29 protein-coding genes are annotated in these 26,285 nt (G+C 67.5%); 15 read left to right on the forward strand and 14 right to left on the reverse strand.

All coding sequences use genetic code 11. The annotated features are described in order from the left end of the window. Positions 1 to 13: 13 nt before the first annotated feature. From dxs to AC5Y4H_RS09860, 4 genes are all read right to left on the reverse strand, one after another. Positions 14 to 1,939: a 1-deoxy-D-xylulose-5-phosphate synthase gene (gene dxs / locus AC5Y4H_RS09845; RefSeq protein WP_499980891.1), complete on the reverse strand. Its 1,926-nt coding sequence runs from the start codon at positions 1,937 to 1,939 to the stop codon at positions 14 to 16. A 51-nt stretch (positions 1,940 to 1,990) separates the two neighbouring features. Beyond that, complete coding sequence (locus tag AC5Y4H_RS09850) at positions 1,991 to 3,463, reverse strand: cation:proton antiporter domain-containing protein (protein ID WP_499980893.1); 1,473 nt, start codon at positions 3,461 to 3,463, stop codon at positions 1,991 to 1,993. Between the two features lie 183 nt (positions 3,464 to 3,646). After that, positions 3,647 to 4,825, reverse strand: a complete 1,179-nt coding sequence (locus AC5Y4H_RS09855) for a class I SAM-dependent RNA methyltransferase (protein WP_499980896.1) — start codon at positions 4,823 to 4,825, stop codon at positions 3,647 to 3,649. Between the two features lie 41 nt (positions 4,826 to 4,866). Continuing rightward, positions 4,867 to 6,861 (reverse strand): APC family permease, encoded by a 1,995-nt coding sequence (locus AC5Y4H_RS09860; protein WP_499980901.1) that lies wholly within the window; start codon positions 6,859 to 6,861, stop codon positions 4,867 to 4,869. A gap of 126 nt (positions 6,862 to 6,987) precedes the next feature. Between AC5Y4H_RS09860 and AC5Y4H_RS09865 the strand changes: the two genes are divergently transcribed. Both AC5Y4H_RS09865 and AC5Y4H_RS09870 read left to right on the forward strand, forming a co-directional pair. Further along, on the forward strand, positions 6,988 to 7,653 hold the full coding sequence (locus AC5Y4H_RS09865) for a potassium channel family protein (protein ID WP_112633567.1): 666 nt from the start codon (positions 6,988 to 6,990) through the stop codon (positions 7,651 to 7,653). Between the two features lie 34 nt (positions 7,654 to 7,687). Continuing rightward, complete coding sequence (locus AC5Y4H_RS09870) at positions 7,688 to 8,365, forward strand: potassium channel family protein (protein WP_499980903.1); 678 nt, start codon at positions 7,688 to 7,690, stop codon at positions 8,363 to 8,365. On the opposite strand, the gene AC5Y4H_RS09875 is transcribed toward AC5Y4H_RS09870, so the two are convergent. Together AC5Y4H_RS09875 and AC5Y4H_RS09880 are read right to left on the reverse strand one after the other, a co-directional pair. Beyond that, positions 8,366 to 9,022 carry a DUF3159 domain-containing protein gene (locus tag AC5Y4H_RS09875; RefSeq protein WP_499981249.1) on the reverse strand — a complete coding sequence of 219 codons (657 nt, stop codon included), beginning with the start codon at positions 9,020 to 9,022 and terminating at the stop codon, positions 8,366 to 8,368. A gap of 56 nt (positions 9,023 to 9,078) precedes the next feature. Next, positions 9,079 to 9,447, reverse strand: coding sequence for an OB-fold nucleic acid binding domain-containing protein (locus tag AC5Y4H_RS09880; protein ID WP_067346731.1), 369 nt, complete (start codon positions 9,445 to 9,447; stop codon positions 9,079 to 9,081). 138 nt (positions 9,448 to 9,585) lie between these two features. Here AC5Y4H_RS09880 and AC5Y4H_RS09885 point away from each other — a divergent pair, with 138 nt between their 5' ends. Next, positions 9,586 to 10,284, forward strand: a complete 699-nt coding sequence (locus tag AC5Y4H_RS09885; protein ID WP_499980906.1) for an alpha/beta hydrolase — start codon at positions 9,586 to 9,588, stop codon at positions 10,282 to 10,284. 4 nt (positions 10,285 to 10,288) lie between these two features. Here the strand turns inward: AC5Y4H_RS09885 and AC5Y4H_RS09890 are convergent, their stop codons facing one another. Both AC5Y4H_RS09890 and dut read right to left on the reverse strand, forming a co-directional pair. After that, positions 10,289 to 11,053, reverse strand: coding sequence for a DUF3710 domain-containing protein (locus AC5Y4H_RS09890; RefSeq protein WP_499980909.1), 765 nt, complete (start codon positions 11,051 to 11,053; stop codon positions 10,289 to 10,291). Beyond that, positions 11,053 to 11,517, reverse strand: a complete 465-nt coding sequence (dut, locus tag AC5Y4H_RS09895) for a dUTP diphosphatase (protein ID WP_499980912.1) — start codon at positions 11,515 to 11,517, stop codon at positions 11,053 to 11,055. Before dut ends, AC5Y4H_RS09890 begins: the two co-directional genes overlap by 1 nt. 25 nt (positions 11,518 to 11,542) lie before the next feature. Here dut and AC5Y4H_RS09900 point away from each other — a divergent pair, with 25 nt between their 5' ends. After that, on the forward strand, positions 11,543 to 12,028 hold the full coding sequence (locus AC5Y4H_RS09900) for a DUF3093 domain-containing protein (RefSeq protein WP_499980914.1): 486 nt from the start codon (positions 11,543 to 11,545) through the stop codon (positions 12,026 to 12,028). A 9-nt stretch (positions 12,029 to 12,037) separates the two neighbouring features. Here AC5Y4H_RS09900 and AC5Y4H_RS09905 read toward each other — a convergent pair whose 3' ends face one another. Next, a complete protein-coding gene (locus AC5Y4H_RS09905; RefSeq protein ID WP_036468275.1) occupies positions 12,038 to 12,340 on the reverse strand; it encodes a DUF4193 domain-containing protein in 303 nt (100 codons plus the stop codon). Positions 12,341 to 12,521: 181 nt separating this feature from the next. Here AC5Y4H_RS09905 and cei point away from each other — a divergent pair, with 181 nt between their 5' ends. Further along, positions 12,522 to 13,172: an envelope integrity protein Cei gene (cei, locus tag AC5Y4H_RS09910; protein WP_499980916.1), complete on the forward strand. Its 651-nt coding sequence runs from the start codon at positions 12,522 to 12,524 to the stop codon at positions 13,170 to 13,172. Between the two features lie 9 nt (positions 13,173 to 13,181). Here cei and AC5Y4H_RS09915 read toward each other — a convergent pair whose 3' ends face one another. Then, complete coding sequence (locus tag AC5Y4H_RS09915; protein WP_499980919.1) at positions 13,182 to 14,051, reverse strand: inositol monophosphatase family protein; 870 nt, start codon at positions 14,049 to 14,051, stop codon at positions 13,182 to 13,184. Between the two features lie 101 nt (positions 14,052 to 14,152). Between AC5Y4H_RS09915 and ppgK the strand changes: the two genes are divergently transcribed. The 4 genes from ppgK (at position 14,153) to AC5Y4H_RS09935 (ending at position 18,381) form a co-directional block, all read left to right on the forward strand. Continuing rightward, positions 14,153 to 14,962, forward strand: coding sequence for a polyphosphate--glucose phosphotransferase (gene ppgK / locus AC5Y4H_RS09920; protein ID WP_499980924.1), 810 nt, complete (start codon positions 14,153 to 14,155; stop codon positions 14,960 to 14,962). A 176-nt stretch (positions 14,963 to 15,138) separates the two neighbouring features. Continuing rightward, positions 15,139 to 16,674 carry an RNA polymerase sigma factor gene (locus AC5Y4H_RS09925; protein WP_499980926.1) on the forward strand — a complete coding sequence of 512 codons (1,536 nt, stop codon included), beginning with the start codon at positions 15,139 to 15,141 and terminating at the stop codon, positions 16,672 to 16,674. A 107-nt stretch (positions 16,675 to 16,781) separates the two neighbouring features. Further along, on the forward strand, positions 16,782 to 17,765 hold the full coding sequence (locus tag AC5Y4H_RS09930; protein ID WP_499980929.1) for an alcohol dehydrogenase catalytic domain-containing protein: 984 nt from the start codon (positions 16,782 to 16,784) through the stop codon (positions 17,763 to 17,765). Between the two features lie 187 nt (positions 17,766 to 17,952). Then, positions 17,953 to 18,381 carry a RidA family protein gene (locus tag AC5Y4H_RS09935; RefSeq protein ID WP_499980933.1) on the forward strand — a complete coding sequence of 143 codons (429 nt, stop codon included), beginning with the start codon at positions 17,953 to 17,955 and terminating at the stop codon, positions 18,379 to 18,381. Here the strand turns inward: AC5Y4H_RS09935 and AC5Y4H_RS09940 are convergent. Beyond that, positions 18,333 to 18,695 (reverse strand): DUF952 domain-containing protein, encoded by a 363-nt coding sequence (locus AC5Y4H_RS09940; RefSeq protein ID WP_499980936.1) that lies wholly within the window; start codon positions 18,693 to 18,695, stop codon positions 18,333 to 18,335. The two genes, AC5Y4H_RS09935 and AC5Y4H_RS09940, sit on opposite strands and share 49 nt — an antisense overlap. Before the next feature lie 132 nt (positions 18,696 to 18,827). Here AC5Y4H_RS09940 and AC5Y4H_RS09945 point away from each other — a divergent pair, with 132 nt between their 5' ends. Both AC5Y4H_RS09945 and AC5Y4H_RS09950 read left to right on the forward strand, forming a co-directional pair. After that, a complete protein-coding gene (locus AC5Y4H_RS09945) occupies positions 18,828 to 19,013 on the forward strand; it encodes a DUF7455 domain-containing protein (protein ID WP_067346704.1) in 186 nt (61 codons plus the stop codon). Positions 19,014 to 19,079: 66 nt separating this feature from the next. After that, positions 19,080 to 20,084, forward strand: coding sequence for a YihY/virulence factor BrkB family protein (locus AC5Y4H_RS09950; protein WP_499980941.1), 1,005 nt, complete (start codon positions 19,080 to 19,082; stop codon positions 20,082 to 20,084). Here AC5Y4H_RS09950 and AC5Y4H_RS09955 read toward each other — a convergent pair whose 3' ends face one another. After that, positions 20,085 to 20,324, reverse strand: a complete 240-nt coding sequence (locus tag AC5Y4H_RS09955) for a DUF3039 domain-containing protein (protein WP_064879665.1) — start codon at positions 20,322 to 20,324, stop codon at positions 20,085 to 20,087. It abuts the gene before it with no gap. A gap of 57 nt (positions 20,325 to 20,381) precedes the next feature. On the opposite strand from AC5Y4H_RS09955, the gene AC5Y4H_RS09960 reads away from it, so the two are divergent. From AC5Y4H_RS09960 to AC5Y4H_RS09970, 3 genes are all read left to right on the forward strand, one after another. After that, entirely contained in the window at positions 20,382 to 20,816 is a 435-nt protein-coding gene (locus AC5Y4H_RS09960) for a DUF3099 domain-containing protein (RefSeq protein ID WP_499980943.1), read from the forward strand. A 168-nt stretch (positions 20,817 to 20,984) separates the two neighbouring features. Further along, positions 20,985 to 21,944 carry a sigma-70 family RNA polymerase sigma factor SigB gene (gene sigB / locus AC5Y4H_RS09965; protein WP_067127016.1) on the forward strand — a complete coding sequence of 320 codons (960 nt, stop codon included), beginning with the start codon at positions 20,985 to 20,987 and terminating at the stop codon, positions 21,942 to 21,944. Positions 21,945 to 22,073: 129 nt separating this feature from the next. Further along, positions 22,074 to 22,763, forward strand: coding sequence for an iron-dependent transcriptional repressor DtxR (locus AC5Y4H_RS09970; RefSeq protein ID WP_499980946.1), 690 nt, complete (start codon positions 22,074 to 22,076; stop codon positions 22,761 to 22,763). A gap of 17 nt (positions 22,764 to 22,780) precedes the next feature. On the opposite strand, the gene AC5Y4H_RS09975 is transcribed toward AC5Y4H_RS09970, so the two are convergent. Continuing rightward, a complete protein-coding gene (locus tag AC5Y4H_RS09975; protein WP_499980950.1) occupies positions 22,781 to 23,839 on the reverse strand; it encodes a DUF4192 domain-containing protein in 1,059 nt (352 codons plus the stop codon). Positions 23,840 to 23,952: 113 nt separating this feature from the next. Here AC5Y4H_RS09975 and sthA point away from each other — a divergent pair, with 113 nt between their 5' ends. Next, positions 23,953 to 25,368: a Si-specific NAD(P)(+) transhydrogenase gene (gene sthA, locus AC5Y4H_RS09980; RefSeq protein ID WP_499980953.1), complete on the forward strand. Its 1,416-nt coding sequence runs from the start codon at positions 23,953 to 23,955 to the stop codon at positions 25,366 to 25,368. A gap of 68 nt (positions 25,369 to 25,436) precedes the next feature. On the opposite strand, the gene AC5Y4H_RS09985 is transcribed toward sthA, so the two are convergent. Beyond that, complete coding sequence (locus AC5Y4H_RS09985; protein ID WP_499980954.1) at positions 25,437 to 26,273, reverse strand: trypsin-like serine peptidase; 837 nt, start codon at positions 26,271 to 26,273, stop codon at positions 25,437 to 25,439. Positions 26,274 to 26,285 lie beyond the last annotated feature (12 nt).

Raw genomic sequence — 26,285 nt, forward strand, 5'->3', positions numbered from 1 at the left:
TCCCGAGCGCCGCTCAGTCGAGGTGCTCGCGGATCTCCGCTTCGGTGACGCCGCTGCCCAGCGCCGCGACCCAGCCGGTGATGCGGCGCGCCACGTCCTGGTCGGTCAGCGCCAGCTCCGACAGCAGCTCACCGCGCGAGGCGTGCTCGTAGAACCGCTGCGGCAGCCCGACGTCGCGGCACGGGACGTCGATCTCGGCGCGGCGCAGGGCGGCGGACACCGCCGAGCCCACCCCGCCGTTGACCCCGTTGTCCTCGCACGTGACGACGAGCTTGTGGTGGGCCGCCAGTTCCAGGACGCCCTCCGAAACCGGCAGCACCCAGCGGGGGTCGATGACCGTGACGCCGATCCCCTGGTCCTGCAGTCGCCCGGCCACCGCCAGTGCCATCGGCGCGAAGGCGCCGACACCGATCAGCAGCACGTCGTGGTTGCACCCGCCGGCCGGGACCGCGAGCACGTCGACGGCCGCGATGCCCGATCCGCGGCGCTCGATCGCCGGGATGTCTTCGCCCACATCGCCTTTGGGGAAGCGCAGGGCCGTGGGACCGTCGTCGACCTCCAGTGCCTCACCGAGTTCCTCGCGCAGGCGGGTGGCGTCCCGGGGTGCGGCAACCCGCATTCCCGGCACGATGCCCAGCATCGACATGTCCCACATGCCGTTGTGGCTGGCGCCGTCCGAACCTGTGATGCCGGCCCGGTCGAGCACCATGGTGACCGGCAGCTTGTGCAGCGCCACGTCCATCATGATCTGGTCGAAGGCCCGGTTGAGGAACGTCGAATAGATGGCCACCACCGGGTGCATGCCCCCCATGGCAAGGCCGGCGGCCGACGTCATCGCGTGTTGTTCGGCGATGCCGACGTCGAACAAGCGGTCCGGGAACTGCTGCCCGAACGGGGTCAGCCCCGTCGGGCCGGGCATGGCGGCGGTGATGGCCACGATGTCGCGGCGCTTCCTGGCGTAGCCGATGAGGGCGTCGGAGAACGTCGCCGTCCAGCCGGGTCCGGCGACCTTGGTCGCCTGTCCGGTGACCGGGTCGATGACGCCGCAGGAATGCATCTGCTCGGCTTCGTCGTCCTCGGCCGGTGCGAAGCCCATCCCCTTGCGGGTCACCACGTGCACGATCACCGGGCGCCCGAAGCCGCGGGCGTGCCGCAGCGCCGCCTCGACCGCGCGTTCGTCGTGCCCGTCGACCGGGCCCACGTACTTCAGACCCAGGTCGGTGAACATCAGCTGCGGTGACAGCGAGTCCTTGATGCCGGCCTTGACGCTGTGCATGACGCGGTAGGCGATCTTGCCGACCAGTGGCAACGAGCGCAGCGCGTCGCGGCCCTTCTCCAGGGCCTGTTCGTACGCCGGCTGCAGCCGCAGCGAGGCGAGATGGTCGGCGACACCGCCGATCGTCGGGGCATAACTGCGGCCGTTGTCGTTGACCACGATGATGACCGGGCGGCCCGAGGCGGCGATGTTGTTCAGCGCCTCCCAGCACATGCCGCCGGTGAGCGCGCCGTCGCCGACCACCGCCACCACGTGGCGATTGCGATGCCCGCTCAGTTCGAAAGCCTTGGCCAGGCCGTCGGCGTAGGACAGCGACGCGCTGGCGTGGCTGGACTCGACCCAGTCGTGCTCGCTCTCGGCGCGCGACGGGTACCCGGACAGTCCACCCTTCTTGCGCAGGCTCTCGAATTCGAGGGAACGGCCCGTCAGCATCTTGTGCACGTAGGCCTGATGGCCGGTGTCGAAGATGATCGGATCGTGCGGTGAGTCGAATACCCGGTGCAGCGCGAGCGTCAGCTCCACCACGCCCAGATTGGGCCCCAGGTGCCCCCCGGTGGCAGCGACCTTGTGAATCAGGAACTCGCGAATCTCGGCGGCCAGCTCGCGAAGTTCGTGTTGGGAAAGGTGCTGCAGATCAGCGGGCCCGCGGATCTGTTCCAGCATCCAGTCAGTCTACGCAGCGCCCGCGAGTACAACAGGCGACGCGGCAGCCGTTCACCGCTCCTGTGCGGGGCCGAACAGTTCGGCCAGGGTGTCATGGAGTTCGGGATCTGCCAGGATGACGACCTCGTCCCCGGACTCGAGTTCGGTGTCGCCCCGCACCGGTACGAGGCCAGTGGTGCGGACCACGATGCTCACCCATATGTCACCGACACGGTCGCCGAGACCCTCAACCGTGGAACGCTCGGCCACAGAACCGGCCGCGACGCTGAAGCGGTGGACACCCTGCGGTTCGTCGGCGAGTCGCACACCGATCTGCCATGGCCGGGTCTCCACAGTGCGCATGGGCAGGTGCAGCAGCCTGGCGACACCAGGCACCGAGCTGCCCTGCACCAGCACTGAGAAGACGACGACGATGATCACGACGCCGTACAGGCGTTCGGCGTCGGCGAGGTGGGCGGCGCGCAGGAACTCGCCCAGCAGGATGGGTACTGCGCCCTTGAGCCCGGCGAAAAGAACGAAGGTGCGTTCGTTTCGCTGCAATCGGACGGGGACCAGGCAGGAGCCCACCGTCAACGGCCGAATCAGCACGGTCAGGGCCACCGCGAGGACGAGCCCGGTAACCCATACATCGGGATGGCCAAGGACACTCAGGTCGACGGTCAAACCCAGAACGGCGAATGCGACGATTTCCGCCAGGCCGGCCAGGGCGGCATGGAATCGCTTGATCTCCGGCTTGTAGGGGGCACGCGCGTCGCCGATCACGATGCCGGCTACGAACACGGCCAGAAATCCCGAGCCGTGCGCAAGCGTGGCAATGCCGTACAGCATCAGACAGGATGCCAACGTTCGTAGCGAGTAAAGACCTTCGCTCGGCAACGCAACGCGGCGCATGAAAACGAGTAGGACACGGCCGCCGAGCACCCCAACGGCCAGGCCGACCGCCATCTGGAGGGCGAATTGTGTTCCCACGCTGGCAAATCCGGCCGCGCTGAGACCGCCGGCAGCGATCAGGCTGGACATCAAGGAGATGCCGACCGGATCATTGGTACCCGACTCGCCCTCGAGGATGGTGCCGCTGCGACCGCTGATCTCGCGTTTGCCCAGAACGGAGAAAACCACGGCCGGATCGGTCGGGGCCACGGCGGTAGCCACGAGCACCGCGGGAAACCAGCCGATCCCACATGCGTAGTGCAGCACTAGCGCAGCCCCGGCCGCGGTGAGGGCGGTGCCCAGGACGCCCACCGACAGGATCGGTACGGCCGCCGCGCGGAAGCGGGCGGGCCCGATGTGCATGCCGCCGTCGAACAACACCAACACCAACGCGATGGTGATCACCCGTTCGACGATCCGTTCGGACGGGGGCTGCACCGCGGGCACGGCGTGCACCGCGACGGCGGCTCCGACCAGCACGAGCAGCGGCACGGGAATCTTGACTCGCTCGGTCAGTCGATTCGCCAGCACCGCAACCAAACCGAGTGCGCTGGAGAACAAGATCAACAGCGCGTAGCGAGCGGTCTCGTTCACGATGGCAGCGCCCGGGTACCGGCGAATACCGACCGCGCACGCAACCGACACGACTCGACCATCACGGCCCGTTCTTTGGTGGTAAGCAACGTGCGCCTTTCGATCGGTCGACAACGACACCGCCGACCAGACTTCCCGGCACCCCGCGACGCAGTCTAGCCGGTCGTTGTCGCCAAACAGTTCCTAACGGGTCAGCAACGCGACGCATTCGGTGTGATGGGTCAGGGGGAACGCGTCGAACACCCTGATCTTCTCGACGGCGTAGCCGTGGCCGCGGTATATCCCGATGTCGCGGGCGAAAGATGCTGCCTCACAACCGATGTGCACCACTCGCGGGACGTCGGCGGCGGCCAGCAGATCGATGACCTCCCGCCCGGCACCCGCCCGCGGCGGATCCAGCACCGCTACGTCGGCGCGCCCCCGCTGCGCCACCAGCGCGCGGCGGACCGAGTCGGTGACGACGTGCACCTGAGTCAGGTCGGCCAGGGTGGCCCGGGCGGCCCGGGTCGACGCGCGCGAGGTGTCGACACTGAGCACGCGTCCGGAATGTCCGACGGCATCGCCGAGCACCGCCGCGAAAACGCCTGCGCCGCCGTACAGATCCCACGCGCGCTGCCCGGCGCCGAGCTGCGCCCAATCGGCGACCAGCCGGCTGTAGACGTCCGCCGCATCGCGGTGCGCCTGCCAGAAGGCGGTCACCGGCACCTGCCAGCTTCGCCCGGCCACGCGCTGCGCCGCCTCGTAGCGACCCTCTACCACCTTGGTCGCGGTCTGCCTGCCCTGCCGCAGTGTGCGCACCACGTGGCGCACGCCGTCGTCGTCGACGGCGACGTGCAGCTGGGCCCCCGGCGGCCATCGGATGTCTTCGATCCCGTCGAGCAAGCCGGCCGGCAGCTGGGCACAGCGCAAGTCGGTCACCAATTCCTCGCTGTGGTATCGGTGAAAGCCCGCGCGACGGTCGGCGCCCACGTCGAGCCGGACGCGGGTGCGCCACCCCGTCGGCGCGGAATCCGCCAGCGGCTCAGCCTCTCCGCTCCACGCGTGCCCGCCAAGCCGCTCCAGCTGATTGGCCACGACTTCGGCCTTGAGCCGGCGGGCCACCTCGGGGGCGGCGAACGCCAGGTCGCAACAGCCGGCACCGCCGACCCCGGCGATGGGACACAGCGATGTGATGCGGCCGGCCGCCGGGTCGATGATCTCGACAACCTCTGCGTGCCAATAAGATCCGCGATCCGCGGTGATCCGCACGCGAACCCGCTCACCGGGCAGGGCGTAGCGGACAAACACCACCCGGCCTTCGTGGTGCGCGACGCAACTGCCGCCGTTGGCCGGGGCATCGGTGGTCAGGGTCAGGTCCGCCATCGGGGGTGGCGCCGCGCGCGGCGTGCGTGTCGATTCGCGGGTCAATCGAAGATTCCCCTACGAGCGTCGCCCGGCGCCACATGCGGCTGCAAGGTTTTACGCCGCTCCGACGAACTCAACTGCCACGGAACCGAAGTCACCATGACGCCCGGCATGAACAGCAGGCGGCCCTTGAGTCGAAGGGCGCTCTGGTTGTGCAAGACCTGCTCCCACCAGTGGCCCACCACGTACTCCGGAATGAACACCGTCACCACGGTGCGCGGCGACTCTTCCCGGGCCCGCTTGACGTATTCCAGGACGGGACGGGTGACTTCGCGATACGGCGAGGCGATGACCTTGAGCGGGACGCTGATGTCGCTTTCTTCCCACTTGTGCACCAGATCGCGGGTTTCCGCGTCGTCGACGCTGACCGTCACGGCCTCCAGCACATCGGGGCGGGTGGCCCTCGCGTAGGCCAGCGCACGAAGCGTCGGCAGATGCAGCTTCGACACCAGCACCACGGCGTGATTTCGGCTCGGCAGAACCACGTCCTCCTGGGCGGCGGCCTGCTCCGCCAGTTCCTGGTTCACCGTGTTGTAGTGCCGGTGAATCATTTTCATGATCCCGAACAGCAAGCTCATCGCGAACAGGGCGATCCACGCCCCGGCCGCGAACTTGGTCACCAGAACCACCAACAACACCGTGCCGGTGGACAGCAAGCCGACCGTGTTGACCAACCGCGAGCGCATCATCTTGCGCCGCGCCGGCGGATCGGTTTCGGTGCGCAGCAGCCGGGTCCAGTGCCGCACCATGCCGATCTGGCTCAGCGTGAACGAAATGAACACGCCGACGATGTACAGCTGAATCAACGCGGTGACCTCACCGCGGAACGCGATGATCGCCAGCAGCGCCGCCCCGGACAGGAACAGTATTCCGTTGGAGAACGCCAATCGGTCTCCGCGAGTGTGCAATTGGCGCGGCAGGTAGCTGTGCTGCGCCAGGATCGAGCCGAGCACGGGGAAGCCGTTGAATGCGGTGTTGGCCGCCAGCACCAGGATCAGGGCGGTCACCGTGGCGATCAGCAGGAACCCGATGTGGAAGCTGCCGAACACCGTCTGCGCCAGCTGGGTGACCAGGGTCTTCTGGTAGTAATCCTTGGGCGCACCGGTGAGCTGTCGCGCGGGATCCTCGACGAGCTTGACCCCGATCTGCTGGGCCAGCACGATGATGCCCATCAGCAGGGTCACCGCGATGCCGCCCAGCATCAGCAGCGTCGTCGCGGCGTTGCGCGACTTGGGTTTCTGGAACGCCGGCACGCCGTTGCTGATCGCCTCGACACCGGTCAGCGCCGCGCAGCCCGACGAGAACGAGCGCGCCACCAGGAACGCCAACGCGAAGCCGACGACCTGGCCGTGCTCGGCATGCATTTGGAAACCGGCGGATTCGGCGCGCAGCGGATTGCCCAGGACGAAGATCCGGAACAGCCCCCAGCCGATCATCACCAGGACACCGATGATGAACGCATACGTCGGGATGGCGAACGCCAGCCCGGACTCGCGCACGCCGCGCAGGTTCAGCGCCATCACCAGCAGGATGGACACCACGCAGAAGAACACCTTGTGCTGGGCCACGATCGGAATCGCCGACCCGATGTTCGCCATCGCCGACGCCGTCGAGACCGCAACGGTCAGAACGTAATCCACCATCAGCGCACTGGCGACCACGAGGCCGGCGGTGTCGCCGAGGTTGGTGGTGACCACTTCGTAGTCGCCGCCGCCGGACGGGTAGGCGTGGACGTTCTGCCGGTAGCTGGCCACCACCACCAGCATCACCGCGGCCACAGCCAGCCCGATCCACGGTGTGAGCGCGTACGCCGTGACCCCGGCCACCGAGAGCATCAGGAAGACCTCCTCGGGCGCGTACGCAACCGAGGACAGCGCGTCGGAGGCGAACACCGGCAAGGCGATCCGCTTGGGTAACAGCGTGTGACTCAGCCGGTCGCTGCGAAACGGCCGACCGATAAGCAACCGACGGGTGGCGGTTGAAAGTTTGGACACGAGAGCCAAGAGTAAGCCCAGACGGGTTTGGCGGTAGCGTTCGTAGGAGAATGTTCGCCGACCGAAACGGCTGGCCGACGTGGGTTGCCGGTGAAGGGCGCAGGACGCGGTCGAGAGGACCTCAAGTTGCGAGTAGTGGTGATGGGCTGCGGACGGGTCGGTTCCTCGGTCGCCGACGGGCTCTCGCGCATCGGTCACGACGTCGCCGTCATCGACCGTGACAGCACCGCCTTCAACCGGCTCAGCCCGGAATACGCCGGCGAGCGGGTGCTGGGGCAGGGATTCGACCGCGATGTACTGCTGAGGGCCCGTATCGATGAAGCCGACGCGTTTGCCGCGGTCTCGTCCGGCGACAACTCCAACATCATCTCGGCGCGGCTGGCCCGGGAGACGTTCGGCGTCAAGCGGGTCGTGGCGCGCATCTATGACGCCAAGCGCGCCGAGGTCTACGAGCGTCTGGGCATTCCCACGATCGCGACCGTGCCCTGGACCACCGACCGCCTGCTCAACGCGTTGCTGCGCGAGTCCGAAACGGCCAAATGGCGCGATCCGACCGGCACCGTCGCCGTGTCCGAGGTCGTCTTGCACGAGGACTGGATCGGGCATCGGGTCACCGATCTCGAGCAGGCCACCGGCGCCCGGGTCGCGTTCCTGATCCGTTTCGGGGCCGGTGTTTTGCCGGAGCCCAAATCGGTCATCCAGGCCGGCGACCAGGTGTATGTCGCCGCGATCTCCGGCCGCGCCGCCGAGGCGGTGGCCATCGCCGCGCTGCCACCCAGCGAAGACTTGTGATGAATTCGAACGAGCGGCTTGAGGAGCGGCGCACATGAAGGTAGCTGTTGCCGGTGCCGGCGCCGTCGGCCGTTCGGTCACCCGCGAACTCATCGGCAACGGCCACGACGTGACGCTGATCGAACGTAATCCCGATCACGTCGACGTCGACGCCATCCCGGCCGCGCACTGGCGACTGGGCGATGCCTGCGAACTGAGCCTGCTCGAGTCGGTGCACCTGCACGAATTCGACGTGGTGGTCGCCGCGACCGGCGACGACAAGGCCAACGTCGTGCTGAGCCTGCTGGCCAAAACCGAGTTCGCGGTACCGCGAGTGGTCGCCCGGGTCAACGATCCCCGCAACGAGTGGTTGTTCACCGACGCGTGGGGGGTCGACGTGGCGGTGTCGACGCCGCGGATGCTGGCCTCGCTCATCGAAGAGGCCGTCGCCGTCGGTGATCTGGTGCGGCTTATGGAATTTCGCAGGGGTCAGGCCAACCTCGTCGAGATCACGCTGCCCGACGACACGCCGTGGGGCGGCAAGCCGGTGCGCAAGCTGCAGCTGCCGCGGAACACCTCGCTGGTGACGATCCTGCGGGGCCCCCGGGTGATCGTTCCCGAGGAGGACGAGCCGTTGGAGGGCGGCGACGAGCTGCTGTTCGTCGCCGTTGCCGAGGCGGAAGAAGAGCTGCAGAAGCTGCTACTGGGCAGCCACAGTCCGGCCGGCGAGTAGTCAGTCGGTGAGGGCGCCGGGTTCGATGCCGACCGCGGGAACACCGGCAGCGGCGATGGCCCGCTGCGCCGACCTGATCGCGGCGTAGGTCGCCAACGCGGCCAGCACGGTCAGCGGCCAGCCCATCGCGATCCGCGCCACCGCCAGCCAGCCGGTCCGATCGGCGTCGTAGAGCAAACCCTGAACGATGAACCGGGCGGCGAACACCAGCACCCAGCCCACCGAGGCGATGTCGAACGCGTAGACGGCCCGCGGCACGTCGCGCCAGCCGTCACCCCGCCCCGTGGCCCAGCTCCACGCATAGCCGACCATGGGCCGCCGGATCAGCACCGACGCCGCGACGACCACCGCCCACACCAACGACATCCAGATGCCCAGCAAAAAATAGCCCTTGGACTCACCCAGCACGTAGGCGATCAGCGCGCACAGCGCGACGCCGAAGAAGCCGGAGAAGGCCGGCTGCGCGGATCCGCGGCGAATGAGCCGCCACACCAAAATCAATGCGGCCACCCCCAGCGCGGCCACGATCGCGGGAACCAATCCCGACACGCTCGAGACGATGACGAACACGACCACCGGCAGCGACGAATAGATGACACCACTGACCCCGCCTGCCTGAGCCAGCAGACGTTCGGGGCTGATGCGGTTGGTGGTCATCTGTTCCGGCGCGGTCGTCGACTCCCGCGGGATTGCCCCCAGATCTTCGGGGTCGGTCACCGCTGAATTTCGTAGTGCGGGTTGTAGATCGCCTTCGTTCCGTTCTCCAGCTTGCCGAGGCGCCCGCGCACTCGCAGGGTGCGGCCCGAGTCGATGCCCGGTATGCGGCGCTGTCCCAGCCAGACCAGCGTCACCGTGTCGCTGCCGTCGAACAATTCGGCGCGCACCCCGCCGGCGCACGCCCTGCCGTTGCACTCGACGCTGCGCAGGGTGCCCACCATCGTGACCTCCTGGCCACGCTCGCAATCGATCGCGCGTTGCGCGCCGGTGCTTGCGACCTCGTCGGAGAGTTCCTCCGAGTCGAGTTGTTCCGGATCCTCCGTCAACCGACGGGTGAGCCGGCGCAGATACCCTTGGGCCCCCATGGCCACTCCTGACAAATGCTGATAAGCCTCGACGCTTCCATCTATGCCAACGGACACCGTAGACCTGTTGGTTCCCCAGCGCCAACCCACTCAAACTTCGTGTTGGAGGGCGGGTGAGCGGCGGGGCACTATCTAGAGGTGGTGGTCGATTTGCGCGGTGTCACGACGGTGTTGCTGCCCGGCACCGGCTCCGACGACGACTACGTTCACCGGGCTTTTTCCAGGCCCTTGTCCGAGATCGGCGCGCTGTTGGTGACCCCGCCGCCGCGGCCCGACGGGTTGATCGAGGGCTACCTGGCGGCGCTGGATGACGCGGCGCGCGCGGAGCCGATCGTTGTGGGCGGGGTCTCAATCGGCGCCGCAGTGGCGGCCGCCTGGGCGCTGGAACATCCCGACCGGGCGGTCGCGGTGCTGGCCGCGCTGCCGGCCTGGGCCGGCGCGCCCGGGACGGCCCCCGCGGCCCTTGCCGCGCGGTATTCGGCGGCGCAGTTGCGCACCGACGGGCTGGCGGCGACCACGACCCAGATGCGCGCGTCCAGCCCGCCATGGCTGGCCGACGAGCTGAGTCGGTCTTGGGGCGCGCAATGGCCACATCTGCCCGACGCCATGGAAGAGGCGGCCGCTTATATCGCGCCGAGCTGCGACGAGCTGGCCGGGCTGGCCGCACCGCTGGGGGTGGCCTCCGCCGTCGACGACCCGATCCACCCGTTGCAGGCGGGCATCGACTGGGTCGCCGCGGCGCCGCGCGCGGCGCTGCGGACGGTGACGCTGGACCAGATCGGGGCGGATCCCACCGCCCTGGGCGCGGCCTGCCTGGGCGCGCTGGCCGACCTGTAGTCGGTCAGCCGCCGGTGGTGGTGCGCAGCTGTTGCATGGCCGACCCGTCGACGCTGCGACGCGCGGCCGGCTCGTTGGACGGCGCCTGCTGTGCTTGGGCGTCGTCCTGCTGTGCGGCCTGTTGCGCGGCGGCAGCTTCGCGCAGTTGCTGCGCCATCGGCTCGGGTAGCTGCACGGCCAGCGGTGTCCGCACCGGCAGCGGCGTATCGCCTCGCCGAACCACGGTGTCCGCCAAGGCCGCTCGCGCCTCCTGCTCCAGGGCCTCCATCGTCTCCTGCGAGCCGTTGATGACGCAGCGGATCATCCAGCGGTAGCCGTCGACGCCGATGAAGCGCACCACGCCAGCGGCGGTGCCCACCACTTCGCGACCCCACGGCCCGTCCTTGATGCTGACCTGGGCCGAGTCGTTGCGCAGCGATTCGGCGAGCTCACCCGCCACTTCACGCCACAGGCCGGCGGTCTTGGGCGCGGCGTACGCGGCGATGGTGAAACGACCGTTCGGCGTGACAACCCACACCGCGCTCGGCACACCGGTCTCGGTCAGCTCGACCTGCAGCTGGCCGGCCTCGGGCATGGGGATCAGCACCGAACCCAGGTCGAGCCGGGCCAGCTCGGCAACCGCGGGATCGTCGAAGTCCTCGATGTCGAACGGGCCCTCGAGCTCGTCGGGGGCCGGCTCGTCGGCATCGCGGGCCGCGACCGCCTCCGCCGCCGAGGTGTCGGCGCCGGAGGCTTCGTCGTCTTTGGGTGTGCGTCTACCTAATGCCATCACAAACTCGCATGTCCGCCGGAGGAACCGTGACCACCATCGCCACGGGATGTTTCGGCCAGCCCGGCCTCGTCGAACGACGACACCTCGACCAGCTCCACTAATTCGACTCGCTGTACCAGCAACTGGGCGATGCGGTCGCCGCGATGCACCACGATCGGCTCCGTCGGGTCCAGGTTGATCAGCGCTACCTTGATCTCTCCGCGATAGCCCGCATCGATGGTACCCGGGCTGTTGACGATCGAAAGTCCAACTCGCGCAGCCAGTCCCGACCGTGGGTGCACCAAGCCGACCATTCCGAACGGGATGGCCACCGCGACCCCCGTTCGCACCAGGGCGCGTCGCCCGGGTTCCAGTTTGACGTCTTCGGCGCTGTAGAGATCGATGCCGGCGTCGCCCTCGTGGGCGCGGACGGGCAGCGGGAGCTCAGGGTCGAGACGGACGATGGCCAGACTGGTCGACACGGGGCCAAAGACTACCCTTGACTGCGTGTCCGAGACGCGCGTCGCGCCGCACAACGTGCGGTATCGCGAACGATTGTGGGTTCCGTGGTGGTGGTGGCCCCCAGCCTTCGCGCTGGCGAGCATCGTCGCTTTCGAATTCAACATGGGCGTCACCCGCCAGTCGGCCTGGTGGCCGTACGCGACGCTGTTCGCGGTGGCGGCCGCGGCGCTGCTGTGGCTCGGCCGCATCGAGATCCGGGTAACCGAAGACCCGGCCGCACCGGGCGAAGTGCAGCTCTGGGCGGGCCCGGCCCATCTGCCAATCACGGCGATCTCCCGATCCGCTGAGATACCGTCCTCGGCCAAGTCGGCCGCGCTGGGCCGCCAGCTGGACCCGGCGGCGTACGTCTTACATAGGGCATGGGTCCGGCCGATGGTTTTGGCGGTACTCGACGATCCGGACGATCCGACGCCGTACTGGCTGGTGAGCTGCCGTCACCCCGAGCGGGTGCTGTCGGCCCTGACACGGTGAGCGCAGCGATCAGGCCGCGCAGTCGGTACAGATCATCACGCCGTTCTTCTCGCTGGCCAGCCGACTGCGGTGCTGCACCAGGAAGCAGCTCGAGCAGGTGAACTCGTCGGCCTGCTTGGGAATCACGCGCACCGACAATTCTTCCCCCGACAGGTCGGCACCCGGCAGTTCGAAGTTCTCAGCGGATTCAGATTCATCGACATCGACGACGGCCGAAGCCGCCTCGTTCCGTCGCGCTTTGAGCTCCTCTAGCGAGTCCTCCGAAACGTCGTCGGTCTCGGTGCGCCGTGGAGCGTCATAGTCGGTAGGCATTGCCCTATCCCCTCACATGCCCTCGTTATCCAAGCATCGCTTTGTACCAGCGTCGAACGCATCCACCAAATGATTCGTGCCCGTATCGCGACCCATTAAGGTGTGATTTACGTCACACCCCTATTTTTACCCTTGCGCTCGTCTCTGAACAGTGGATTTAGCGTGCGGCTAGAGTGCAGCTGTGGTCACGCAAATCACCGAGGGTACAGCGTTTGACAAGCATGGTAGGCCTTTTCGGCGCCGCAACCCCCGGCCCGCCATCGTCGTTGTGATTGTGCTCTCGGTCGCCACCGCCGTGATCTGGACGATCGCGCTGACGCGACCCGCCAAAGTTCACGAGGCCGCGGTGTGCAACCCGCCGCCGCAGTCGGCCGGCTCGGCACCGGCCCAGCTGGGTGAGCAGGTGTCGCGCAGCGCGATGATCGACGTCATGCCCGCCAAACTCGCGGACACCAAAGTTCGCGTCCTCAACGCCAGCGGCCGTGGCGGCCAGGCCGGCGACGTCGCGGGCGCCATGAAGGACCTCGGATTCGCGCAACCCACCGCCGCCAACGACCCCCTCTACGCGGGCACCAGACTCACCTGTCAGGGCCAGATCCGTTTCGGCACCGCCGGCCAGGCCACCGCTGCCGCCGTGTGGTTGGTGGCGCCGTGCACCGAACTGTTCAACGACAACCGCGCCGACGACTCGGTCGACTTCTCCCTGGGCACCGACTTCAGCGCGCTGGCCCACGACGACGACATCGACGCCGTGCTCGCGACCCTGCGTCCCGGCGCCACCGAACCCTCAGATCCCGCGCTGCTGGCCAAGATTCACGCCAGCAGCTGCTGAGGCGGACGGTCAATCCGGGATCGGATCCACGCCGTCGAAGCGCTCCAGGACGGCGAGCAGTTCGTCGGCGATTCCAGGCGCGGCGGCCAGCGACAGGCCGGCCCTGGTCACACCGGGCGCGGGCAGAACCACCCGAGCACCCGCCTCCGCCGCGATCAGCGCACCCGCGGCGCGATCCCATACCTGCAGACCGTGCTCATAGAAGGCGTCGAGCCGGCCCGAGGCGACCATGCACAGATCCAGTGCCGCCGAGCCGATTCGACGCACATCGCGGACTACCGGCAGCATGCGCGCCACCAGCGCCGCCTGCGCCGCGCGGCGCTGACGCGAATAGCCGAAACCGGTGCCCAGCAACGCCATCGACAAATCGTCGACGGCGGCGCTCCGCAGCCGCTGCGTCCCCCCGTCATCGGTGACGTGCGCGCCCATGCCCACCGCCGCCGAGTACACCCGCTCTCCGACGACGTCGGCGACCGCCCCGGCCACCGACTCGCCGTCGACCTGTGCGCCGACCGACACGGCGTAGGCGGGAATGTCGTAGACGAAATTCACCGTGCCGTCGATGGGATCGAGCACCCAGGTGACCGATCCGGCCGGCGCACCCGCCGGGTCGGCGGGCCCGCCGCCCTCCTCGCCGAGGATGGCGTCGCCGGGCCGTAATTCGGCCAGCCGGTCGCGCAGCAGCCGTTCCGTTTCCGTGTCGACGACGGTCACCGGATCGGTCGGGGTGCTCTTCGATCGCACGGCGCCACTGGGATCGCTGTGCGCGCCGGTGCCGAATACCTCTGCCCGCCGCCGCCTCACGAACGCGGCGGCCTCCGCGGCCAACGTTTCGGCGACGGAGCGCAGCCGCACGAGCTCGTCATCGGAAGGGGTCACCGGTCTATCGGATCACAAGCGCCCTCAACGCGCAGACGCCACGGGCCGTGCCGTGGCGGCGCTAAGGTGAGCGGACAGTCCAGTCACGCCGAGGAGATTCGATGACCAGCACCGACTCGATCGCGGGTACGCCTGTCAGCGCTGCCGGCGACGGCAGGCCACAGCGTCGCGGGTTCGGCATCGACGTCGGCGGCAGCGGCATCAAGGGCGGCATCGTCGACATGGACACCGGGCAGTTGATCGGCGAGCGGGTCAAGCTGCTGACCCCGCAGCCCGCGACGCCCTCGGCGGTGGCCAAGACGATCGCAGAGGTGGTCAACGCTTTCGGGTGGACCGGCCCGCTCGGAGTGACCTATCCCGGAGTCGTCACGCACGGCATCGTGCAGACGGCGGCCAACGTGGACAAGGCGTGGATCGGTAGCAACGCGCGCGACATCATCAGCGCCGAACTGAACGGTCAGGACGTCATCGTCCTCAACGACGCCGACGCCGCCGGGCTCGCCGAAGAGCACTACGGTGCGGGCAAAGGACAGTCGGGCCTCGTGGTGTTGTTGACCTTCGGTACCGGGATCGGCTCCGCGGTGATTCATAACGGGACGCTGATCCCCAACACCGAGTTCGGCCATCTCGAGGTCGGCGGCAAGGAGGCCGAACAGCGGGCGGCGTCGTCGGTGAAAGAGAAGAACGACTGGTCCTACGAAAAATGGGCCAAGCAGGTCACCAAAGTGCTCGTGAGCATCGAGAACGCGGTGTGGCCCGACCTGTTCATCGCGGGCGGCGGGATCAGCCGCAAGGCCGACAAATGGTTGCCGCTGCTGACCAACCGCACTCCGGTGGTCGCCGCGGCCCTGCTCAACACCGCCGGGATCGTCGGCGCGGCGATGGCCTCCACCTCGGACGTGACTCACTGATTTTGCCCGGCAGAGCCGTAGTACCGCGCACTGTCGTTACAATGGTGCTCGGCGAATGCCCAACCGATAGCGTGCGACTACTCACGCTGATACCAACGCCGACATCGACATAGCAGACACTTTCGGTTAACCATGCCCAATACCCACCGAAAGTGAGCCCAAACGAAGGGGTGTAAGTGGCAGCGACGAAAGCAAGCCCGGCGACGGACGGGCCGGTGAAACGCACCGCCACGAAGTCGCCGTCGTCCCCCGCCAAGCGACCGGCGGCCAAGGCTGCCAACGGTTCGGCGCCCGCCAAGCGGGCCGCCAAGTCAGCATCACCGTCCACCAAGTCCAAGTCCGACGCGGCCGACTCCGACCCCAAGAAGACCCGCGCCGCGGCCAAGGGCGCCGGCGCCAAGGCGCCGTCGGCGCGCGGAACCAAAGCGGCCAAGGCCGCGCCGGCCGATCCCGACGCCCTCGATTCCGACGGCGCCGTCGAGGAACTCGACAATGAACCCGACCTCGAGGGCGAGCCCGGCGAAGACCTCGACATCGACACCGACCTGAACCTCGAAGACCTCGAGGACGACGTGGCGTCCGACGGCCAAGACGCCGATGAGGGCGAGGCCGACGCCCCCGAGGGCGAGGAAGAGACCGCCGCGAAGCCCGCCAAGGCCGGCGAGGCCGCCGCAGAGGACGAGGAGGAAATCGCCGAGCCCAGCGAAAAGGACAAGGCCTCCGGCGATTTCGTGTGGGACGAGGACGAGTCCGAGGCGTTGCGGCAGGCCCGCAAGGACGCCGAGCTCACGGCCTCCGCCGACTCGGTTCGCGCCTACCTCAAGCAGATCGGTAAGGTCGCGCTGCTCAACGCCGAGGAAGAGGTCGAGCTGGCCAAGCGCATCGAGGCCGGGTTGTACGCGACGCAGCTGATGACCGAGCTGACCGAGCGCGGCGACAAACTGCCCGCCGCGCAGCGACGCGATATGGTGTGGATCTGCCGCGACGGCGACCGCGCGAAGAACCATCTGCTGGAAGCCAACCTGCGACTGGTGGTGTCGCTGGCCAAGCGCTACACAGGCCGCGGCATGGCGTTCCTGGACCTCATCCAGGAGGGCAACCTGGGTCTGATCCGCGCTGTTGAGAAGTTCGACTACACCAAGGGTTACAAGTTCTCCACCTACGCGACCTGGTGGATCCGTCAGGCCATCACCCGCGCCATGGCCGACCAAGCCCGCACCATCCGCATCCCGGTGCACATGGTCGAGGTGATCAACAAGCTCGGCCGTATCCAGCGCGAACTGCTGCAGGACCTGGGCCGCGAGCCCACGCCCGAAGAGCTCGCCAAGGAAATGGACATCACGCCCGAAAAGGTGCTGGAGATCCAGCAATACGCCCGCGAGCCGATCTCGCTGGACCAGACCATCGGCGACGAGGGCGACAGCCAGCTGGGCGATTTCATCGAGGACAGCGAGGCCGTGGTGGCCGTCGACGCGGTCTCGTTCACACTGCTCCAAGACCAGCTGCAGTCGGTGCTGGAGACGCTGTCCGAGCGCGAGGCGGGCGTAGTTCGGCTGCGCTTCGGTCTCACCGACGGCCAGCCCCGCACCCTGGACGAGATCGGTCAGGTTTACGGGGTGACCCGTGAGCGCATCCGCCAGATCGAGTCCAAGACGATGTCGAAGCTGCGCCACCCCAGCCGCTCCCAGGTGTTGCGCGACTACCTCGACTAAGCGGCAGCAGCCCGGGACGCTCATCCGGCCCGGTATCCGCAACGGTTGACGATGGCGGCGGCCCAACCCGCTTCCCGGCGCAACAAACGTCGGTACCGTAATGACCCATGCGTGGATGGATCCTCGAGGACTCGCCGGGCGAGTATCGCTGTGCCGAGGTTCCTAACCCGGTGCCAGGGCCGGGCGAGGTCCGCATTGAGGTCCGGGCATCCGCTCTCAACCACATCGATCTCTGGCTGATGCGGGGGATGCCCAAGCCGCGATCGTTCCCGCACGTGTCGGGCTCCGACGTCGCCGGCGTGATCGACATGGTCGGTCCCGGCGTGACCGACTGGCAGCCGGGTGACGAAGTCGTGATGGAGGCGGGCATCACCTCTCACCAAGCGATCCTCACCCGCGGCATCGACAGCATTGCCGACCCTGGGACACACCTGCTCGGTGAGCACCGGTGGGGTGGTCATGCCGACTACGTCGTCGTTCCGGCGTGGCATCCGGTCCGCAAGCCCGGGCACCTGTCGTGGGTCGAGTGCGCGGCGTATCCGGTGTGTCACGTGACGGCATGGCGGATGCTGCGCAAAGGCCGGGTGCGAACCGGCACGAAGGTGCTGGTCGTCGGCGGCGGCGGCGGAGTGGCCGTCGCATCGCTGCTGATCGCCAAGTACTTGGGGGCAGAGGTCTATGCGACGTCGCGGGACGAGGCGAAGCGCAATCGCGCCAAAGAGCTCGGCGCCGTTGAGGCGTTCGATTCCGCCGGGCCATACCCCGTCAAGGTGGAGGTTGTGATCGACAGCGTCGGCGCCGCGACCTGGGAACCGGCGATCCGGGCACTCGACAACGGCGGTCGCTTCGTCACCTGCGGCGCCACCAGCGGGGTCGAGGTGCCGCTGTTGCTGCCACGGCTGTTCTTCAAGCAGCAGGAGCTGATCGGTGTGACCACGGGATCGCACCTCGAGTTCGTCCAGGTGACCGATCACGTGGCCAGGGGTCTCCCGGTGATCGTGGACGAAGTATTTCCCTTCGATGCCTACCCCGATGCGCTGACCAAGCTCGCCAAGTGCGAGCAGATCGGCAAGCTGGTCCTGGAGCACTGACAATCAGGACAAGCCTCGCGCAGCGCTCGTCCGCAGTGGCTTCGCCGGCATCCTGGCGCAATTGGGCCGTTTACTCCAAAATCTTTGTTGTGCAAGCTGTTTCGGCGTCTGCTGAGTGCCGGCGGCCAAACGGACGCTGCCACCGGTTCGGCTGCGCCGACGACGCCGCCGTCGTACGGTGACTCCCATGTCAACCAGCCGCAAAGTGATCCCTGGAGAATCCGCCTTCGAGTCGGCGGTGGGTTATTCGCGCGCGGTGCGGGTCGGCCCGCACGTGGCGGTGGCCGGAACAACCGGCGCCGGACCCGCTGGGGACATCGCCGCCCAGACACGAGATGCTTTGCGCCGCATCGAGATTGCCTTGCACCAAGCGGGCGCCGCGCTCAGCGACGTGGTGCGCACCCGCATCTACGTCACCGACATCTCCCGCTGGCCCGAGGTGGGAGCCGTGCATGAGCAAGTATTCGGTGCGATTCGCCCCGCCGCCACGATGGTGGAAGTCTCGGCGCTCATCGCGCCCGAGCTGTTGGTGGAGATCGAGGCCGACGCCTACGTCGACCGCCCGGCTCAGTCGCCTGCGATCGGCGCGAAGGTGCCGTCATCGCCCGGCGGGTAGGCGGTGACCCGGACCACAGCGGCCACCGGCAGCGGGCCGTACAGGTGCGGGAACAACATCGACTCCGGATCGGTTGCCACTCCTGGCTCCCACCGCACCGGCGCGTCGAGCCTCGCGGGGTCGATGTGCAACAGGACCAGGTCGCCGCGACCACGGTAGAGGCGGTTGGCCGGCAGGTGCACCTGTTCCGGCGTCGACAGATGGATGAACTCGCCCCCATTCGCGGTGTCCGGGTGGATGCCGCCCACCTCGCGGGCCCGGGCCCACTGCTCGGTTCCGCACAGGTGCACCAGGAAGTCAGGGGCGAAGGTCACAACCCGACACCCTAAATACCGCCTAAACCAAACCTGACCAGCCCGTGAGAAACGACACACCCGATAACGATCGGGGAACAAGGCAAAAACGCCATACGTCTGAGAAAGTGAACGTACGAGAACGGAGAAGCCATGAATGCAACTCTGACGAGTCCTGAACTGACAAGAGCCGACCGCTGCGACCGCTGCGGTGCTGCGGCTCGTGTGCGCGCCAAGCTGCCTTCTGGACTGGAGCTTCTCTTCTGCCAGCACCACGCCAACGAGCACGAGGCGAAGCTGACCGAGCTGGACGCGGTGCTGGAGATCAGCGAAAGCTAGCCCGCAGCGAACTCGCCCATCGCCAATGTGGGCGGTGCGAGCGATCTTCGGTAATGCTGGACGGGTATGAGCGAGCAGGTCGCAAAACCGTCGCGCCACCACATTTGGCGGATCACCCTGAGGACTCTTTCCAAGAGTTGGGACGACTCGATTTTCTCTGAGTCGGCTCAGGCTGGTTTCTGGTCGGCGCTGTCACTGCCGCCGCTGCTGCTCGGGCTGCTGGGCACCTTGGCCTATGTGGCTCCGCTGTTCGGCCCGGACATGCTGCCGAGCATCCTGCGCCAGCTGATCTCGACGGCACACAGCGTGTTCTCTCGCAGCGTGGTCAACGAGATCATCGAGCCGACCGTGCGTGACATCGCCAACCACGCCCGCGGCGAGGTGGTGTCGCTGGGTTTCATCATTTCGTTGTGGGCGGGCTCGTCGGCCATTTCGTCGTTCGTCGACTCCGTGGTCGAGGCGCATGACCAGACACCGTTGCGCCATCCGGTGCGCCAGCGCCTGTTTGCGCTCTTCCTCTACGTGGTGGGGCTGGTCTTCGTGGTGGCGACCGCGCCGTTGGTGGTCCTGGGACCGCGCAAAGTGGGCGAACACATCCCGGTGAGCCTGGCCAACGCGCTGCGCTACGGCTACTACCCGGCCTTGATCTTCGTCTTACTGCTCGGGGTCGTGATCTTGTACCGCGTGTCGTTGCCGGAGCCGCTGCCGACGCACCGGCTGATCTTCGGCGCGGCGCTGGCCACCGCGGTATTCGTAATCGCCACCCTGGGCCTACGCCTCTACCTGCAGTGGATCACCAGGACCGGCTACACCTACGGCGCGCTGTCCACGCCGATCGCCTTCCTGCTGTTCTCGTTCTTCGGGGGCTTCGCGATCATGATCGGCGCCGAACTCAATGCCGCCATCCAGGAGGAATTCCCCGCACCCAAGACGCACGCCCACCGGCTGCGCAGATGGCTGCTGTCGCGCTCCCCCGCACTAGCGAAGGCGGCGGGCACGCTGTCGAACCCCGTGACCACGAATCCCATCACCGCGCAACGCGACGTCGCGCCGGCGGAGCCGCCCGGCTGATCAGCCCTTCTTCATCCGGTCGTAGATCTGCTTGCAGTCCGGACAGACCGGTGAGCCCGGCTTGGCCGCCTTGGTGACGGGAAACACCTCGCCGCACAGGGCTACAACGTGGTTGCCCATCACCGCGCTCTCGGCGATCTTGTCTTTCTTGACGTAGTGGAAGTACTTCGGGGTGTCGCTGCCGGTCCCGTCGTCGACGCGTTCGTCGGTCTCGGTGCGTTCGATCGTTTGGGTCTGCATACCTGACATTGTGCACTGCCGGCGGGCCCTGAAACCGGCTGAGCCGGAATCGTCGAGTTGTGGGACAGTGGAGAAATGAAGCACGGCTCCGATCCGGGGTTCGATGACTTTGACGGCAACAAAAGCCGCCCTGTGCTCATCACCGCCGCCGCGACCTCGTACGAGGAGCAGCACCGTGCGCGGGTCCGTAAATACCTCACTTTGATGGCTTTCCGGATTCCGGCGCTCATCCTGGCCGCCGTCGCCTACGGCGCGTGGCACAACGGGCTGATCTCACTCGCGATCGTGGCGCTGTCGATCCCGTTGCCCTGGATGGCCGTGCTGATCGCCAACGATCGGCCGCCGCGCAGCGCCGACGAGCCCCGCCGGTTCGACGACGCCCGCCGGCACACCCGCCTGTTCCCCCGGGCCGAACGTCCCGCGCTCGAGGCTCCCCGACGCCCGCAGCCGGAGTGGCCTACGGGGTTTCACGATGGAATCGATCACGGCTAGGCGTCGTTTCTCCTGAAGGTGCCGTCGCCGGCGGACTTCTCAGGACATTCTCAGGTCGGCGGCACATTTCTGCACGTCAACACGTGTGAGATACGGAATCGCTGGGAACTCTCAGAGCTGATCTGTCGTTGAACTCGATGACAGAACAAAGCCGAACGGGAGGTCGCTATGGCGAACGCCAGCACGAGCAGATTTGACGGCGATCTGGATGCTCAAAGCCCCGCAGCGGACCTAGTGCGCGTATACCTGAACGGAATCGGCAAGACGGCACTTCTCAATGCGGCCGGCGAAGTCGAACTCGCCAAGCGCATCGAGGCCGGGCTTTATGCCGAACATCTGCTGGCAACGCGTAAGCGCCTCGGGGAGAACCGCAAACGCGATTTGCAGGCCGTGGTTCGCGATGGTCAGGCCGCGCGTCGTCATCTGCTGGAAGCGAACCTGCGCCTGGTGGTGTCGCTGGCCAAGCGATACACCGGTCGGGGTATGCCACTGCTGGACCTGATTCAAGAGGGCAATCTGGGACTGATCCGTGCGATGGAAAAGTTCGACTACACAAAGGGATTCAAGTTCTCGACCTATGCGACATGGTGGATTCGTCAGGCCATCACCCGCGGCATGGCCGACCAGAGCCGCACCATTCGGCTGCCGGTTCATCTCGTGGAACAGGTCAACAAGCTGGCGCGGATCAAGCGCGAGATGCACCAGAACCTGGGACGCGAGGCCACCGACGAGGAGCTTGCCGCCGAGTCCGGCATCCCTGTCGAGAAGATCAACGACCTGCTCGAGCACAGCCGCGACCCGGTAAGCCTGGACATGCCGGTCGGGTCCGAGGAAGAAGCCCCGCTGGGCGATTTCATCGAGGACGCCGAGGCGATGTCGGCAGAGAATGCTGTGATCGCCGAGCTGCTGCACACCGACATCCGCAGCGTGCTGGCCACCCTGGACGAGCGTGAGCACCAGGTCATCCGGTTGCGTTTCGGACTGGACGACGGCCAGCCGCGCACGTTGGACCAGATTGGCAAGCTGTTCGGGCTGTCCCGGGAGCGGGTCCGCCAAATCGAGCGGGACGTAATGTCGAAACTCCGCAACGGGGAGCGCGCCGACAGGCTACGGTCGTACGCGAGCTAAGGCCTCACCCAAGCTAGGTAGCAGACAGTATGCCCGCCGCGTCAGCGGCGGGCATACTGCTTGCCTGGGAGGCGTTACAACCATTCGCGCAGCTGGACAAGTAGACTCAGCGTCGACGGAGGGTGCTGAATGAACGACCTGGTTGACACCACCGAGATGTACTTGCGGACCATCTACGACCTCGAGGAAGAGGGCGTCACGCCGCTGCGTGCCCGCATCGCCGAACGCCTCGATCAGAGCGGGCCGACTGTCAGCCAAACCGTGTCGCGCATGGAGCGGGACGGTTTACTCCACGTCGCCGGTGACCGCCACCTGGAGCTCACCGACAAGGGCCGGGCGCTGGCCATTTCCGTGATGCGCAAGCACCGTCTCGCCGAACGCTTGCTGGTCGACGTGATCGGCCTGCCCTGGGAAGAGGTCCACGCCGAGGCGTGCCGCTGGGAGCACGTGATGAGCGAGGACGTCGAGCGGCGCCTGGTGAAGGTGCTGAACAACCCGACCACATCCCCCTTCGGCAACCCGATCCCCGGGCTGCTCGACCTGGGCGTGGGCCCCGAGTCCTGGTCCGAGGACGGTCCCCTGGTCCGGCTGACCGAATTGCCGCCCGGCGCGCCGGTGGCGGTGGTGGTGCGTCAGCTGACCGAACACGTCCAGGGCGACATCGACCTGATCTCACGCCTGAAGGACGCCGGCGTCGTCCCGAACGCCCGCGTCACCGTCGAGACCGGCTCCGCCGGGGTGACGATCGTCATTCCCGGTCACGAGAACGTCACCCTGCCGCACGAGATGGCACACGCGGTCAAGGTCGAGAAGGTCTGACCCGAGCTGTTCTAGCCCTATCCCGCCCTGCGGCCGAACGGCCGGCGCGGCGGTAGCTGCACGCCGAACCGCGTGGCCAGGCGGTAGCCGGTGAGCGCCAAATCCCTGATGTCCTCGGGCCGCAGGCCCGATTGCAGGGCGGTGTCCAGCATGTCGGCCATCCGATGACCGGGCTCGCAGCGCAGCGCCTCCTGCAGCGACACGCCGGCGAGGGGACCGTCGCCGCGGACATAGGCGCTGAACGCGATCAGGACCAGCGCCTCGACCCGCCACGGCGAGGGCAACGTGCGCGCCAACAGCGCCCACAACGACTCGACTTCGCCGGCGCTCTCCCCGACCGCAAGGGCATAGAGGATGTCGCGCACCTGCGCGTCGCTCATCGCACAGCCCAGCGTCGCCAACTCCGTGTCGGACAGCGATTCCCCGGCCGCGACCCGGCCGGCGGCGGACATCGCCGTCTCCACATCGGCGCGGGTGCAGCGGACCGGCTGCGCGGGGTTCGCCGCCCGGCGCCGGGCGGCCTGGCGCGTGATCACACCGACGAGCGCCTCGCTGCGGGCCGGGTCGTCGGCCGCGATGACCGCCTGTAAATCGGCGCGGCTCGGGTAGAGCCGTCGGCCTTCCAGCACCGCGGCGGCCGCCAGCGGGGAGGACGCGGGATCGTCGACCAGGCCGCTGGACCCGCAGCCCTCGGCGCAATGCCAGCGACCGCCGATCGCGACCTGGTCGACCAGATGCGTGGCCCACAGCTCGATGTCGTGCTGTGACAAGGCTTCTGCGAGCGCCACCGACAGCTGCCGGTATTCCTCGTTGCAGCTTGGACAGTGGGCCCCGTCTGCGTCGACAATCACCGCGATCACGGCCCCGGGGGCGGCCGCGGCGGCGACCTCCGCCAGATGCTCAACCCGATCGACAAGCTCCTCGGAGAGGTCCACGCGCATCACCGAGCCGAGTTTCCCGTCGCCCAATGACACTAATATCAATGAATTTTCGGGTACGAAGCCGAGAACGGCCGGCAGCGCGGCGATAAGTGCACCGGGGCGGGATAGTTCGAAGTCATCTCGATGCGTCGTCATGAGCACCCACGCTGACGGGCGCCACCGTCAATCGGTGCGCACGGGCACGGGCCCGGCAGCCGACCTGTGGATGAACCCAGCACTGTGCGTTGTGCTGCCTTACTGTTTAAGCCATGAGTTCGGCGCCAGAGTACGACATGGTGGTCATCGGGTCCGGGCCCGGCGGACAGAAGGCCGCCATCGCATCGGCCAAACTCGGTAAGTCGGTCGCCGTCGTCGAACGCGGCCAGATGCTCGGCGGTGTGTGCGTCCAGACCGGCACCATCCCGTCAAAGACGTTGCGCGAGGCGGTCCTGTACCTCACCGGGATGAGCCAGCGCGAACTCTACGGCGCGAGCTACCGCGTCAAGGAGAAGATCACCCCGGCCGACCTGCTGGCCCGCACCCAGCACGTGATCGGCAAGGAGGTCGACGTGGTGCGCAACCAGCTGATGCGCAACCGCATCGACCTGCTGATCGGTCACGGGCGTTTCGTCGACCCGCACACCATCGAGGTCGAAGACCCGTCGCGGCGCGAAAAGATCACCATCACCGGAAAATACGTCGTCATCGCCACCGGCACCCGGCCGGCGCGGCCCTCCGGCGTCGAGTTCGACGAACACCGGGTGCTCGACTCCGACGGGATCCTCGATCTCAAGTCGCTGCCGACGTCGATGGTGGTGGTCGGCGCCGGCGTCATCGGCATCGAGTACGCCTCGATGTTCGCCGCACTGGGCACCAAGGTCACCGTGGTGGAGAAGCGCGACGACATGCTCGACTTCTGCGACCCGGAGGTCGTCGAGGCGCTGAAGTTCCACCTGCGCGACCTGGCGGTGACGTTCCGGTTCGGTGAGGAGGTGACCGCGGTCGACGTCGGATCGGCGGGCACCGTGACCACCTTGGCCAGCGGCAAACAGATTCCCGCGGAGACGGTGATGTATTCGGCCGGGCGGCAAGGCCAAACCGACCATCTTGATCTGCACAACGCCGAGCTGGAGTCCGACAACCGAGGGCGGATCTTCGTCGACGACAACTTCCAGACCAAGGTGCCGCATATCTATGCCGTCGGCGACGTGATCGGCTTTCCCGCCTTGGCCGCGACGTCGATGGAACAGGGACGGCTGGCCGCCTACCACGCGTTCGGGGAGGCGTCCGACGGCATCACCGAGCTGCAGCCCATCGGCATCTACTCCATCCCCGAGGTCTCCTACGTCGGCGCCACCGAGGTGGAGCTGACGAAGAACTCGGTGCCCTACGAGGTCGGCGTGGCCAGATATCGGGAGCTGGCCCGCGGCCAGATCGCCGGCGACTCCTACGGGATGCTCAAACTGCTGGTCTCCACCGAGGACCTCAAGCTGCTCGGCGTGCACATCTTCGGCACCAGCGCCACCGAGATGGTGCACATCGGCCAGGCCGTGATGGGCTGCGGCGGCACCGTGGAATACCTGGTGGACGCGGTGTTCAACTACCCCACGTTCTCCGAGGCCTACAAGGTGGCGGCGCTCGACGTGATGAACAAAGTTCGGGCGCTCAACCAGTTCCGGCACTAACCCGACGATGGCGGCCCGTCCCCCGCACGCGGTGTGCCCCCAACGCCCGGCTCAGCCGGCGATCAGCACTAACAGGCGTCCTGGAGGTCGTTCGGGACCGGATCGCCGGGTCCGCCGGCCTCGGCGCGGGCCAGGAGCTCCGCGGTCTGCGCGTCGAACGGCGCCGAGTACGACATGTTCGCGGCGCAGCCGCCCCGCTCGAGACCACCGATCACCCCGATGAGCGTGGTGCCGCTGACCCAGGGTGCACCGCTGGTGCCGTCCACCAGCCCTTCACACGCCAAGGCGGGAAAGCCGGTGTCGGTGACTGATGTGCTGGCCTGACACCCGATGGGCGAGCCGCCCACGCCGGCCGGATACCCGAGCACGGTGACGCGGCTGCCCGCCGGCGGCGTCACACCCAGCGTCAGCGCCAGGCCGGCCCGGGACTCGACGGGAGCGCCGGCCTCGTTGCTGACCCGCGCGATCGCGTAGTCGGCGTGCGGGTCCTTGCTGGCCGTCCAGCGCGGATCGAGGTAGACCGCGTCGGCCTTCCACACGTCGGCGGGGCCGGGTGGCGCGTCCCCGGCGAAACCGGGAACGAAGGTGATCAGCGAGGCTCCGGCCAGGCAGTGCGCGGCGGTCATGATCAGGTTGCCGCCCGTCGAATGCACCACCGAACCGGTGCACACGTGCAGCGGGCCCCCGTCGATGAAAATCGCCCCGATGCGCCGGTCCGGCTCGACCGGGCCCGCGACGGCCTTCTGCTCGGGCTGGCTGAGCCGCTGCACCGGGCCGCCGACGCGCGGGGCGGAGACCGGAGCACCCGAAACGTGGTCGACCGGACGGTGACACGACGTCAACAACGTCGCCACCCCCACCACCGAGCACAGCATCAGGATCCGAATGCGCATCGCCTTCATCATGCCTGACCGGCG

This window comes from Mycobacterium sp. NGS58 (genome assembly GCF_059812385.1).